The sequence below is a fragment of the Chryseobacterium luteum genome, from assembly GCF_000737785.1.
Classification (GTDB): domain Bacteria; phylum Bacteroidota; class Bacteroidia; order Flavobacteriales; family Weeksellaceae; genus Chryseobacterium; species Chryseobacterium luteum.
Map to the genome: position 1 here is coordinate 72,966 of NZ_JPRO01000016.1, position 12,710 is coordinate 85,675.

Below are 12,710 nucleotides of genomic sequence, written 5' to 3' on the forward strand. Positions count from 1 at the left end.
TATTATGAAGAAACTCATTTTAGGTATAGCCATCGTAGCTTCTGCTTTCGTTTTCGGTCAGAAGGGCGATGTGAATGCCAAGCTGCAGGAAACGAACAAAGCTGCAATGGATGCATATAATGCAAAAAACTATACCGTTGCCGCACCTAAGTTTTTAGAAGTTTATAACTTATTGAAAACAAGTGGGCAGGATGATAAGATATATATGTATTACGCAGGGCTAAGCTATGCTTTGGCAAATAACAGTGATGAAGCCATCAAAATATATACAGATCTTATCAATTCCGGTTTTACAGGTGTTCAGACAACGTATACTGCAAAAGAGAAAAAATCCGGTAATGTGATTCCTTTGGACAAAACGACCTGGGATCTTATGAAAAAGAATGCTGATTATTCAGACTTCAAGACTGAGCAGACAGCAAGTGTTGAACCGGATCTGTATGAAACATTAACGACTTTGCTTATGAATGCAAAGAAGCCTAATGAAGCATTAGTGATCATTGAAAAAGGATTGGCAAAATTTCCAAATAATGCTAAACTTAAAGAAGCTCAGGCTACAGCTTACTATGATTCCGGAAATACAGAAAAATTCATCGGAGCACTTAAAGAGCAGCTGGCTAAAAACCCTACTGATGCTACCAACTGGTACAATCTTGGAGTAATGCAGTCTAAAAATCCTGCAACAGTGGAAGATGCAATTGCGTCATTCAAGAAAGCTATCGAGATTAAACCTGACTTTGACAACGCTTACCAGAACCTTGTTTATATAGTAATTGGAGACGATTCAAAAACTGTAGAGCAGATCAATGCCACAAGAAAGGAAAAGCCTGAAGAAGCCACTAAGCTTATCGATGCAAGAAAAGAAAGATTTGCTAAGGCACTTCCATATGCTGAGGCATGGTACAAAGCTGCACCGGAAAATCTTGATGCCCTTACTGCATTGAAAGAGACCTATATTATAACAAAAAATATAGATAAAATTAAAGATCTGAAAGCTAAAGAAGCTGAGCTTAAAGCAAAAGCAAAATAATAATTCTTTAGTTAAATCATAAATGAAACCGGAGCAGAAATGTTCCGGTTTCTTTGTTTTTAAAATTGAAAATACATCTCTCTTGTTTACCTTCATTATCCTTAAATTTCAGCTTAAAAATTCTCTGTAATTCCGTATCTTTGAGAAAAATTTTTACAAGATGATTGAGTGGAAAACCGCTAAAGAATACGAAGATATTACCTACAAAAAATGTAACGGGGTAGCAAGAATTGCTTTCAACAGACCGGAAGTAAGAAATGCCTTCAGACCCAAAACAACTTCAGAACTGTACGACGCTTTTTACGACGCTTATGAAGACTCTTCCATAGGAGTTGTCCTGCTTTCAGGAGAAGGACCAAGTGCCAAAGACGGAGGCTGGGCTTTCTGCAGCGGAGGAGACCAGAAAGCAAGAGGTCATCAGGGATACGTAGGCGAAGACGGAAGACACCGTCTGAATATTCTTGAAGTTCAGCGTCTGATCCGTTTCATGCCGAAAGTAGTGATCGCTGTTGTTCCCGGATGGGCAGTAGGCGGAGGACATTCGCTTCATGTGGTATGCGATCTTACTTTAGCGAGTAAAGAGCACGCTATATTCAAACAGACCGATGCTGATGTAACGAGTTTTGACGGAGGTTACGGATCTGCCTACCTTGCAAAAATGGTTGGTCAGAAAAAAGCCCGTGAAATATTCTTTTTAGGAAGAAACTATTCCGCTCAGGAAGCTTTGGACATGGGAATGGTGAATGCCGTGATCCCGCATGCAGAATTAGAAGATACAGCCTACGAATGGGCTCAGGAAATTTTAGCTAAATCTCCATTATCCATCAGAATGCTGAAATTCGCAATGAACCTGACGGATGACGGAATGGTTGGTCAGCAGGTATTCGCAGGAGAGGCAACCCGTCTGGCTTATATGACGGAAGAAGCTCAGGAAGGAAGAAACGCATTCCTTGAAAAAAGAAAACCGGACTTCGGAGAAAATCAGTGGATCTCTTAAATATCAGTGATGAGTAATAAGCAACCGTCAATATTTTTACCGTTACTTATTACCCATTACCCATTACTTATACATTATGTCGGATTGGATAAAAGCCGCAAGGCTAAGAACTTTACCGCTTTCCTTAAGCGGAATTATCATGGGAGCCTTCATTGCAAAATGGAGACTTTACGGAGAAGGTGGAACATGGGACTGGAAAATTTTTGCTCTGGCACTTCTGGTAACCCTTTTGTACCAGATTTTATCAAATTATGCCAATGACTACGGTGACGGCGTAAAAGGAACTGATGCCAAAAGAATCAATGAAGCGGAATCAAGGGCTGTCGCGTCAGGTAAAATTACGGCAAAGCAAATGAAAAATGCGGTGATTCTTTTCTCTGCATTATCCTTTATTGCCACCATTGCACTTTTATATATTGCTTTCATCCCGCATCATATGAATGAATTTTATATTTTCATAGGATTGGGAGTGGCCTGTATTTTGGCGGCAATTGGCTATACAGTTGGAAAAAAACCTTACGGATATATGGGATTGGGAGATCTTTTTGTATTTATATTTTTTGGTTTGGTTTCGGTTTGCGGGAGTTATTTTCTCTTTACCAAAACCTTCAGCTGGGACATGCTGTTGCCCGGAACAGCAGTAGGAATGATGAGTATGGCTGTTCTTAATCTCAACAATATGAGGGATATAGAAAGCGACAGGCTGTCAGGGAAAAAGAGCTTCGCATTGAGGATAGGTTTCAAAAATGCAATGATTTATGAGATGGTCCTGTTGCAGCTTCCATTGGTCTTAATTCTTATATTTTTAGCATTAAACGGTTTCATACAGTCTCAAAACTATTACGTTTTCATTGTGATGATCTTACTGATTCCTTTTGCTAAACTCAGAAGGAAAATCATGTCTGTAAAAGAGCCTAAAGAACTGGATCCATTCCTGAAACAGGTGGGGATTCTCACCTTTACAATGGCGGTTCTTACAGCAATTGGACTTAATTTTTTTAAATAAATTCCCGTTGCTATGAGTTCAGATATTTACGTTGAAGCTCAGATGCTTATCAGAAAACCGGTTAAAGATGTTTTTGAAGCATTCATCAATCCTGAAGTCACCACTAATTTCTGGTTTACAAAATCCACCGGAAAATTACAAGAAGGTAAGACGGTTATCTGGGAGTGGAAAATGTATGGAGCCAAATCTGAAGTAAAAGTTCACCAGATTGCTCCAAACAGGCTGATAAAAACAGAGTGGGGCGATCCGGCAGTTCAGGTGGATTATGAATTTAAAGAAATGGAGAAAGGAACTTTGGTGGTCATTAAAAGCTATGGATTCAGCCAGACGGGTGAAGATCTTTTAAAAATAATTAATGACAATACAGGTGGTTTTACAACAGTTCTCGATGGTTGCAAAGCCTATTTGGAACACGGAATTAATTTGAAATTGATTGAGGATAAATTTCCACAGAAATAATCTGACATAAAACCTTGCTGAGTATTAACGCCTTTGCGAATTTAAAAACATTTAGTTTATTAAAAAATCTTAGCACTCTTTGCGTTTAAATAAAACACAAATAACACCAATATTTACACAAATTTTCACTAATATTTTATAGTGTTATTCGTGAAAAATATTTGAACTATTTGTGTTTAAATGTTTAAAAATTAATTAAAAAATCAATTAAAAATGAAAATACAATTTTTAGGACAAAACTGTTTTTTGTTTACGTACAAAGACAAAACAATTTTAAGTGATCCTTTTTACAATTACAAAAAGGTGGAATCCGGCTTTGATATATCGGCTCAGAAGATCGATTATATCCTACTGACCCATGCTCACGGCGATCATATTGCCGATGTGGAAGAAGTACTGCAGTTCCATCCGGAAGCAACAATTATAGCTGTTCCTGAGATCTGTGCGTACTTTAAAACTGCAAAGAATAAAGATGATGTAAACTTAGGAGGATCGGCAAAAATCGACGATCTTAAGATTTCTATGGTGCCGGCTCATCATACAAGTTCGTTCCCGGATGGAAGCTATGGAGGCGTTCCTGTAGGATATATTTTCAGACTTCCCGAAGGTAAGAACATCTATATGGCCGGAGATACCGGAGTAATGGCAGATATGGAACTTTTCCCAAGACTTTTCGGGAATATTGACCTGTCTATCCTTCCCATCGGAAGCCACTACACGATGTGTCCCAGAAAAGCCTCTTTTGCAGCAGCAGAATTATTGAAGACTCCAAAAGTAATCGGCTGCCACTTCGATACATTCCCTGCTATTGAGATCAATCATGAAAGTGCATTAAAGCATTTTGCTGATAAAAATGTAGAACTGGTTCTTCCTAAACTGGGAGAGGCGTTTGAATTTTAAATAAAAATGAAGGGTAATCCGGAAATTAGAATGAAAATGCTGAAAAGTATAGAAACAAAAAAAGATAATCTTCCAATTACCTTACTTCAACTTAAATCAAAAAAAATGGCAAGCTACCTAAATCACACCGCTACGACCAATTACCTTTGCTGTGTTCCCACCCTGGAGGGTTCTCAGGAGCTGGTTGTTTAGGACTTGCCGTTGCAAAGGTAGGAATAATTTATAAACTTCAAAATATAATTAAAGAAAATTAGTCGAAAAAATGCAGTAATAAAGCTAAACAGCTGGAATTTAGAGCAATAATTTTTCAACTTTTTCTAAAAAATCTAACATGACGAAAAGTCCATCAACATTAGGAATTATACTTTTTATCGCTACAATGATCATTTTTTTTGTAGCCTATTACTTTTTCTCAGGAATCAGTTACTTTGATATCTCTTTGAAAATCAATGCTTTTGTTCTTCCCATTTTATATGCCGGAGGCGCCTTTTGGTCCGTAAAATCGTTCTGGAACAAAAACAGGGTGGTAACTTTTAAAGACGCGTTCTCAAGAGCATTCATCCCGATGTTTATCGGAGGAATTCTTTCCATTTTCAGCATCTATGCCTTCCTGAATTTCGCAGATCCGGATGCTAAAAAACTGCTTAACTACCAGTATGTGCAGAGACAGAAAACAGAATTAGACACCGAATATCACTCTGCAAGAAAGATCATGAAACATCAGAAAGACATTGACGAATTAGACAAAAAATACAAGGAAAGACTGCCCAGCTTTTCTCCGGAAGCTGTTAAAGGGAAAGATATGCTTACTGCAAGTCATTTTTCAGGATATTTTGCGGCAATTCTTATATTTTACGTAGTTTTGTCAGTGTTTTTCGGAGCGTTTTTCAGAACGAGAACCGTGTACCAGGAAACAGAAAATCAAGAATAATTTTTATTAAAATTAAATGAATTTATCTATAGTTATTCCGTTATTAAACGAAGAGGACTCTCTGGAAGAGCTTTTTTCAAGGATTGATAATGTCTGTTATTCCAACAGCTTATCCTATGAAATTTGGTTTGTGGATGACGGAAGTACAGATCTGTCGTGGAGCATTATCGAAAATATGAAGGTCCAGTACCCTCAGATCCACGCCATAAAGTTTTCCAGAAATTACGGAAAATCCCAGGCACTTCATGCCGCTTTTGAAAGAACCAACGGGGACGTGGTCATTACCATGGACGCTGATTTACAGGATTTTCCTGAAGAAATTCCTGAGCTTTACAAAATGGTGACTGAAGATAATTACGACATTGTTTCAGGCTGGAAAAAGAAGCGTTTTGATAATGTAATGACGAAAAATGTGCCGTCAAAACTGTTCAACGCAGCTGCAAGAAAAGTTTCAGGAGTTTATCTTCATGATTTCAACTGCGGGCTTAAAGCATATAAAAGACAGGTCGTAAAATCAATCGATGTGTATGGAGATATGCACCGTTATATTCCCGTATTGGCTGCCAACGCCGGATTCAGAAGAATTACGGAAAAAGAAGTACAGCATCAGGCAAGGCCTTACGGAACCTCAAAATTCGGAACCGAAAGATTTATCCGGGGTTTTCTGGATTTGGTAACCCTTTGGTTTGTAAGCCGGTTCGGAGGAAGACCCATGCATTTCTTTGGGGCGGTAGGAACTGTAATGTTTATCGTAGGATTTCTTTCTGCGCTTTGGTTAGGAATTTCAAAACTAATTGATGTGGCAAGAGGAATTTACGGACATCTGATCACCAATAATCCGTGGTTTTTTATCGCTTTGACGATGATGCTTATGGGAACATTGCTTTTCATAGCCGGATTCTTAGGCGAAATGATCATCAGAACCAACAGGGAACATAAGAATTATAATATTGATGAAGTGATTTAATTCATCAAACAGATAATTATTTGCATAAAAAATCCCCGGGAGTTCTACACTTTTCGGGGATTTTTTTGTTCCGTTTTCTTTATTATAAATATGCACAAATTAAAACCTCTTCAAAAAATAAAAATCAATACACGATCAATTTTATCGCAGATAAAATCTTTGCGCCTTAACAGCATAAAGCAGATAAAAACCTTGCGTCCTTGCGAAGAACCAATACATTGCCATTTTCTAAAGAATAAAATTGAATATTGTGAGCATTTTGTCATCGGAACAGTAAGCCTGTTAGGAATTTTAATCCTATTTTTGTTTAATGATATGGTAAGTCTTATCAGTCTGTGGATACCTGTAGAGAAGATTTCGGTATTTTTAGACAAAGCGTTATTTATTCTTTTCATTCTCTTTCCGGCAGTTACGTATTGGAATGCATTTAAAATTCATTCTCAAAACCGACCTGTTTGAAGAGCATCAGTACTTTATGATTTGATGCGAATGGAAAGTCTTGCCATCATTACGGTTTTATATAAAGTATTTTTAAATTGAACATGAAAAAAATAGGGTACGCATGCCTGCTTGTAGTGGCAGTTTCCTGCGGAAAAGTTTCTCCGAAAGGAAAGATTGAAAGGAAAGATGTAGATGTTTCAGAGTTTGTGAATCTGGATCTGGAAGGGAAATTCCGTGTATTTTATGCCAGGGGAAATAAGAATTTTGTAGAAATCGAGACCTATCCCAATGTGGCTGATAACCTGGATGTTGATGTTAATGACAAGACCCTTTTTATCAAAGAAAAAAGAGGCACAAAAGGGGTGGATTTCTATAACGTGACAATCTATTCCAAATATAACCTTGAAAAAGTTTCGGTTGCAGATTCTGTAGAAATGAATATTTCAAGTGAAATTAAGACCGATAATTTTAGGCTTAATTTAAAAAATTATGCTACTTTTATGGGTTCAGTGAACACAAGAAGAGCAGAAGTGGAGATGCAGAACAGAAGCCGGGCCAATTTTTTGGGACTGACTAAAGATGCGATGATAAAGATCTCAGACACAGCAAGTTTAATTGCCCCTTACTGGAAAATAGAAAATCTGAATATTGATTCTAAAAACGGAAACTATGCAGAAGTTAATGTAAAAGATTCTTTAAAAGGACATGTGCAGAATACAGCAAAATTTGTTTATTATAATGACCCGATTCGTGCATTTAAAATAGATAAGACGACTCGTGTGGAAAATAAGAAATTAGAGTAATTAGCAGGAAGAGGGAAGTTATCATAAGAAAAGAAATGAATGAGTTTCAAATTTGAGAAATTGATTATCTGCCAAAAATCTATGGATTTCAAAATAAATAAAAAGTAAATAGTAAGTGGAAAGCTGAAATTGAGACATAAATTTCTCCCATCTTCCAAACAAAATATAAAAAACAGAACAGTAAAATAAAAGCAGAAAATATAAATTTGGAATGAGACTTCCTTCCATCTTCAGACTTCCTGCTTCCAAACCTAAATACAAATATGACAACATTAGAAAAAGCGAAACTTTGGTTAAGTAATACATTCGATAAGGAAACAAGAGATGCGGTACAGGTTCTGATAGACGGTAATTCTCCGGATCTGGAAGATTCTTTCTACAGAGAACTTGAATTCGGAACAGGAGGGATGAGAGGTGTCATGGGAGTAGGAACCAACCGCTTGAATAAATATACATTAGGACAGGCTACACAGGGATTGGCCAATTATATGCTTCAGCAGTTTAAAGGAGAAGAGATCAAAGTGGCCATCGCTTATGATGTTCGCCACAATTCAAAAGAATTCGGGAAACTGGTTGCGGATGTTCTAACAGCAAACGGAATTAAAGTGCTTCTTTTCAAAGATCACAGACCGACTCCTGAATTGTCTTTCACTGTAAGAGACAAAAAATGCAATGGGGGAATTGTATTAACAGCATCCCACAATCCGCCTGAATACAACGGTTATAAAGTTTACTGGAATGACGGGGCACAGATCGTTCCGCCACACGATGAAGCGATTATCAAAGAAGTATATTCTGTGAAATTCGACGAAATTAAATTCGACGGAAATGACGATCTGATCGAATGGATCGGAGAAGAACAGGATGACGTTTATATCGATGCCTGTATTGAAAACTCAACGTATCAGAACGTTGGAAAAGAAAATTTGAATATTGTTTTCACCTCTATCCACGGAACAACCTATACCACAATTCCGAAGGCTTTGGAAAAAGCAGGATTCAAAAAAGTAGATCTGGTAAAAGAACAGATGATTCCTAGCGGTAATTTTACCACGGTAGAATCTCCGAATCCGGAAGAGCCGGCAGCCCTGGAAATGGCTATGGATCTGGCAAGAATTACCAACGCAGATATCGTTATCGGAACAGACCCGGATGGCGACAGATTGGGGATTGCGGTAAGAAATCTTGACGGAGAAATGCAGCTTCTGAACGGTAACCAGACCAATACAATTCTTACTTTCTACATTTTAAACGAGTGGAGAAAGCAGGGAAGAATTACAGGAAAAGAATTTATCGGATCTACGATCGTGACTTCGGATATTTTCTTTGATATTGCACAGAAATTCGGAGTTAACTGCAAAGCAGGACTTACAGGATTCAAATGGATAGGAAAAATGATCCGTGAATCAGAAGGAAAAGAAAAATTTATCTGCGGCGGCGAAGAAAGTTTCGGTTTCATGACCGGAGATTTTGTCCGTGATAAAGATTCTTGCGGAAGTATCGTTTTAGCCTGCGAAATTGCAGCATGGTGTAAATCTAACGGTAAAACAATGTACCAGTACATGATCGAAATCTATGAAGATCTCGGAATGTATTACGAAGGCCTGGTAAACATCGTCAGAAAAGGAAAAGAAGGTGCTGAAGAAATCCAGAATATGATGAAAAATTTCCGCGAAAACCCACCGAAAGAATTGGCCGGATCATTAGTGGAAGAAGTGAAGGATTTTAAAGAACAGACCAGTTTTTCCATTTCAAAGAACGAAACAAAAGTAATGAACGATATTCCGAAATCGAATGTACTGATTTACTATACCCAGGATGGAACCAAAGTCTGTGTAAGACCTTCAGGAACAGAACCGAAAATTAAATTCTATATTTCTGTAAAAGATACCGTTACTTCTGAAGCCGATTTTATAGATAAATTAAAATCATTAGAAGCAAAAATCGAAGAAGTAAGAAAAGATCTGAAATTAGACTAATCTGAAAATGATAAAAAAGAGCTTGGCAGTATGTATGCTTTCTGTACTTGTTTTTTCCTGCAAAAAAGAAGCTCCTGAAATGCCGGAAACGAAAATGGCACATGATTCTATTGCAAAGACGGAAGTAAAAGAAGATATCTTTAAGCCAATTGATACAGCTTATTCTCCTGCCTATAAAACGGAGGATTACATGAAGGCACTGCAGTATTACCGGACTGAAGCAGAAAAAGAAATAGCAGCCGGAAGCCCTGAACAGAATAACAAGGTTTATGAAGGTTATGTTGAAGTAAGAAATAAATATATTCAGGGTCTCAGCAGACTTCATACCGATATTCTGGATAAATACGTCAATTATTATGACTCTGACAGTGAAAGCTACAAATTTCCGGAACAGATAAAAGACTTGGCAGCCCGGTTTAAAAAAGAAGGACTTGAATTTAGAGAAGTAGGAGAAGGGATGACGGAAATTTGGTCGGTTCCCAATTACTATTATTTAATATTTAAGAATAAAGTCACTCCCGATTACAATGCCTATATTGCTCAGATGGCAATAGAAGCAAAGGATAATTATGCTGTAGATGCCGGACTGGTTATTAGTTGGAAAGAATTGGGAAACAGACTGATATTCTGGGAGAATTTCATGAAGAAATACCCTCAAAGCCCACTGCTGAAAACCGTTAAGAAAGATTATAATAACTATCTGTACGATTATCTGTATGGGATGGACAATACTCCGACCTATGAAAGAGCAGACGGAAAGTTATACGATGAAAACAGAAATGAATACAACAGGATTATAAAAAAATATCCCGGTTCATATACCGCAAAAAGAGCTCAGGAATTTCTGAATCTTTTCGATTCCAAGATCCCTGTGGATCAGATTCGTGAGAAAATGAATGTGGTAAGCAATTATTAGTAAATTTAAATAAAAATAAAGTGAAAGTTTCAAAATTAGCGGCGAACCTGATTGGTTCCGAAATTGTAAAAATTGGTAATGAAGTTAATGATTTAAAAGCAAAAGGAGCGGAGATAGCTAATCTTACTATTGGTGACCTGAATTCTAATCTATATCCTATTCCGGCACTGCTGAAGGAAGAGATTCAGAAAGCATATCAGAATAATCTAACGAATTATCCGCCAGCCAACGGACTTTTATCTTTAAGAAAAGAAGTTTCTAAAGACCTGAAAAACAGATGGAACCTGGATTACTCTCCCAACGATATTTTAATTACTGCCGGATCAAGACCATTGATCTATGCGGTTTATAAAACCATCGTAGACGAAGGTGACAAAGTAGTATATCCTACACCATCATGGAACAACAATCACTATGCTTACCTTACTTCAGCAGAAGCAGTAGAAGTGAAGACCACTCCTGAAAATAATTTTCTTCCGACAGCGGACGATTTAAGACCACATTTAGGAGGCGCAGTTCTTTTAGCCCTTTGCTCACCGCTGAATCCTACCGGAACAATGTTTACCAAAGAACAGCTTTCAGATATCTGCGAACTGGTTCTTGAAGAAAACAAAAAAAGAGGGGAATATGAAAAACCATTGTACCTGATGTATGATCAGATCTATTCTAACCTTACTTTCGGGGCACAGCACGTAGATCCGGTTTCTCTTTTCCCTGAACTGAAAGAATACACCATTTATATCGACGGGATCTCTAAATGCCTTGCTGCAACCGGAGTACGCGTAGGTTGGGGATTCGGTCCCGCTCATATTCTGGATAAAATGAAAGCTCTTCTGACACACGTTGGAGCATGGGCACCTAAGCCGGAACAGGAAGCTACCGCAAAATTCTTTGAAAACCCTGACAATGTGAATGTTTTCGTAGAAGACTTCAAAGGAAAGCTGGAAGAAAGTTTAAAAGTTCTTCACAGCGGAATCCAGGATTTAAAAGGAAAAGGACTGGCAGTGGAAAGCATCGAACCGATGGGAGCGCTGTATCTTACGATCAGATTGGATTATATCGGAAAAACAAAACCTGACGGATCTGTTATTGAAAGCTCTTCTGATCTGGTATTCTACTTAATTAATGATGCAGGAGTTGCTTTAGTTCCATTCTCAGCGTTTGGAGAAGCAAAATCTGAGCCTTGGTTCCGTGCTTCTGTGGGAGGTTTAGCGGTTGACGAGATCAAAGTAATGCTTCCGAAGCTTGAAAATGCATTGAACAATCTTAAATAGTTTTAATGTAACTGTATAACAATGTATCAATGTAACAATTCCGGTACTTACACTATTGGTAAACTGTTAGATTGATACATTGTTACATTAAAAATAAAATATAAATCGGGTTAAATGAAATTTCCCAAAAGACTATTTCTGGAAACCAAACTTTTAAGCTATTCAACATAACTTATAAATTATAATCAATGAAAATCATAGCTGTTATTCCTGCCCGTTACGAAGCAAGCCGTTTTCCGGCAAAACTGATGCAGATGTTAGGTGAAAAAACAGTAATCATGACAACCTATCAGAACGTTGCAGAAACAGGACTGTTTGATGAAGTATTTGTCGCTACGGATTCTGAAATTATTTTTGATGAAATCGTTAAGAATGGTGGAAAAGCCGTCATGACCGGACAGCATGAAACAGGGAGCGACCGCATTGCGGAGGCCGTACAGAACATCGACTGTGATATTGTGATCAATGTTCAGGGAGATGAGCCTTTCCTCAAATTAGAGCCTTTAAAACAGCTTATCAACGTTTTTAAAGAAGACGACAACCAGGAAATTTCATTGGCTTCCTTAAAAATAAAACTGACAGAAAAAGAAGAAATCGAGAATCCGAATAATGTCAAAGTAATTACGGATAATAATGGCTTTGCATTGTATTTCAGCCGTTCTGTGATTCCTTTCCACAGGGAAGTTTCTTATGATGTAAGTTATTTTAAGCATATCGGAGTGTACGCTTTCAGAAAACACGCATTACTTCAGTTCTCCAAACTGGAAATGAAACCACTGGAAATATCAGAAAAGATAGAATGTATCCGTTATCTTGAATATGGAATGAAAATCAAACTGATAGAAACCAATTTCATCGGAGTTGGAATTGATACTCCCGAAGATCTGGAGAAAGCACGGAAATTAATTTAAAAATACAAGTGAAAAGCATGACTATTGCTCACCGCTTTTGTTTTTTTGCCCAATTCCCCTTATATTTGAAGTAATATACAAGCTATAAATGAGGAT

General features: G+C 37.6%; 12 protein-coding genes and 1 other RNA gene. 12 read left to right on the forward strand and 1 reads right to left on the reverse strand.

Annotation, left to right across the window (positions count from 1 at the left end; genetic code table 11):
* The first annotated feature begins 4 nt into the window (after positions 1-4).
* The 5 genes from IX38_RS16485 to IX38_RS16505 all read left to right on the forward strand — a co-directional run bounded on the left by IX38_RS16485 (position 5) and on the right by IX38_RS16505 (position 4,392).
* Entirely contained in the window at positions 5-1,030 is a 1,026-nt protein-coding gene (locus IX38_RS16485) for a tetratricopeptide repeat protein (protein WP_034706816.1), read from the forward strand.
* Positions 1,031-1,190: 160 nt separating this feature from the next.
* Positions 1,191-2,027: a 1,4-dihydroxy-2-naphthoyl-CoA synthase gene (locus IX38_RS16490; protein ID WP_034706818.1), complete on the forward strand. Its 837-nt coding sequence runs from the start codon at positions 1,191-1,193 to the stop codon at positions 2,025-2,027.
* A 76-nt stretch (positions 2,028-2,103) separates the two neighbouring features.
* The gene (gene menA, locus IX38_RS16495) at positions 2,104-3,033 is read left to right on the forward strand and encodes a 1,4-dihydroxy-2-naphthoate octaprenyltransferase (protein WP_034706821.1); all 930 of its coding nucleotides are present in this window, start codon (positions 2,104-2,106) and stop codon (positions 3,031-3,033) included.
* A gap of 12 nt (positions 3,034-3,045) precedes the next feature.
* The gene (locus tag IX38_RS16500; protein WP_034706822.1) at positions 3,046-3,492 is read left to right on the forward strand and encodes an SRPBCC family protein; all 447 of its coding nucleotides are present in this window, start codon (positions 3,046-3,048) and stop codon (positions 3,490-3,492) included.
* A gap of 213 nt (positions 3,493-3,705) precedes the next feature.
* Complete coding sequence (locus IX38_RS16505) at positions 3,706-4,392, forward strand: metal-dependent hydrolase (protein ID WP_034706825.1); 687 nt, start codon at positions 3,706-3,708, stop codon at positions 4,390-4,392.
* Positions 4,393-4,495: 103 nt separating this feature from the next.
* On the opposite strand, the gene ffs is transcribed toward IX38_RS16505, so the two are convergent.
* Positions 4,496-4,593: signal recognition particle sRNA small type (gene ffs / locus IX38_RS22435), an RNA gene on the reverse strand.
* A 130-nt stretch (positions 4,594-4,723) separates the two neighbouring features.
* On the opposite strand from ffs, the gene IX38_RS16515 reads away from it, so the two are divergent.
* From IX38_RS16515 to kdsB, 7 genes are all read left to right on the forward strand, one after another.
* Positions 4,724-5,323: a DUF4199 domain-containing protein gene (locus IX38_RS16515; RefSeq protein ID WP_034706828.1), complete on the forward strand. Its 600-nt coding sequence runs from the start codon at positions 4,724-4,726 to the stop codon at positions 5,321-5,323.
* Between the two features lie 16 nt (positions 5,324-5,339).
* A complete protein-coding gene (locus tag IX38_RS16520) occupies positions 5,340-6,290 on the forward strand; it encodes a glycosyltransferase family 2 protein (RefSeq protein ID WP_034706830.1) in 951 nt (316 codons plus the stop codon).
* Positions 6,291-6,832: 542 nt separating this feature from the next.
* Positions 6,833-7,534, forward strand: a complete 702-nt coding sequence (locus IX38_RS16530; protein ID WP_034706834.1) for a GIN domain-containing protein — start codon at positions 6,833-6,835, stop codon at positions 7,532-7,534.
* Between the two features lie 263 nt (positions 7,535-7,797).
* Positions 7,798-9,513 (forward strand): phospho-sugar mutase, encoded by a 1,716-nt coding sequence (locus tag IX38_RS16540; RefSeq protein ID WP_034706837.1) that lies wholly within the window; start codon positions 7,798-7,800, stop codon positions 9,511-9,513.
* 7 nt (positions 9,514-9,520) lie between these two features.
* The gene (locus IX38_RS22065; protein ID WP_131368696.1) at positions 9,521-10,429 is read left to right on the forward strand and encodes a hypothetical protein; all 909 of its coding nucleotides are present in this window, start codon (positions 9,521-9,523) and stop codon (positions 10,427-10,429) included.
* A gap of 20 nt (positions 10,430-10,449) precedes the next feature.
* Positions 10,450-11,703: a pyridoxal phosphate-dependent aminotransferase gene (locus tag IX38_RS16550; RefSeq protein ID WP_034706866.1), complete on the forward strand. Its 1,254-nt coding sequence runs from the start codon at positions 10,450-10,452 to the stop codon at positions 11,701-11,703.
* A 188-nt stretch (positions 11,704-11,891) separates the two neighbouring features.
* Entirely contained in the window at positions 11,892-12,614 is a 723-nt protein-coding gene (gene kdsB, locus IX38_RS16555; RefSeq protein WP_034706839.1) for a 3-deoxy-manno-octulosonate cytidylyltransferase, read from the forward strand.
* The last annotated feature ends 96 nt before the right edge of the window (positions 12,615-12,710 follow it).

Coding starts and splice junctions, on each gene's coding strand:
- IX38_RS16485 (WP_034706816.1), top strand. CDS start 5: ATGAAGAAACTCATTTTAGGTATAGCCATCGTAGCTTCTGCTTTCGTT.
- IX38_RS16490 (WP_034706818.1), top strand. CDS start 1,191: ATGATTGAGTGGAAAACCGCTAAAGAATACGAAGATATTACCTACAAA.
- menA (WP_034706821.1), top strand. CDS start 2,104: ATGTCGGATTGGATAAAAGCCGCAAGGCTAAGAACTTTACCGCTTTCC.
- IX38_RS16500 (WP_034706822.1), top strand. CDS start 3,046: ATGAGTTCAGATATTTACGTTGAAGCTCAGATGCTTATCAGAAAACCG.
- IX38_RS16505 (WP_034706825.1), top strand. CDS start 3,706: ATGAAAATACAATTTTTAGGACAAAACTGTTTTTTGTTTACGTACAAA.
- IX38_RS16515 (WP_034706828.1), top strand. CDS start 4,724: ATGACGAAAAGTCCATCAACATTAGGAATTATACTTTTTATCGCTACA.
- IX38_RS16520 (WP_034706830.1), top strand. CDS start 5,340: ATGAATTTATCTATAGTTATTCCGTTATTAAACGAAGAGGACTCTCTG.
- IX38_RS16530 (WP_034706834.1), top strand. CDS start 6,833: ATGAAAAAAATAGGGTACGCATGCCTGCTTGTAGTGGCAGTTTCCTGC.
- IX38_RS16540 (WP_034706837.1), top strand. CDS start 7,798: ATGACAACATTAGAAAAAGCGAAACTTTGGTTAAGTAATACATTCGAT.
- IX38_RS22065 (WP_131368696.1), top strand. CDS start 9,521: ATGATAAAAAAGAGCTTGGCAGTATGTATGCTTTCTGTACTTGTTTTT.
- kdsB (WP_034706839.1), top strand. CDS start 11,892: ATGAAAATCATAGCTGTTATTCCTGCCCGTTACGAAGCAAGCCGTTTT.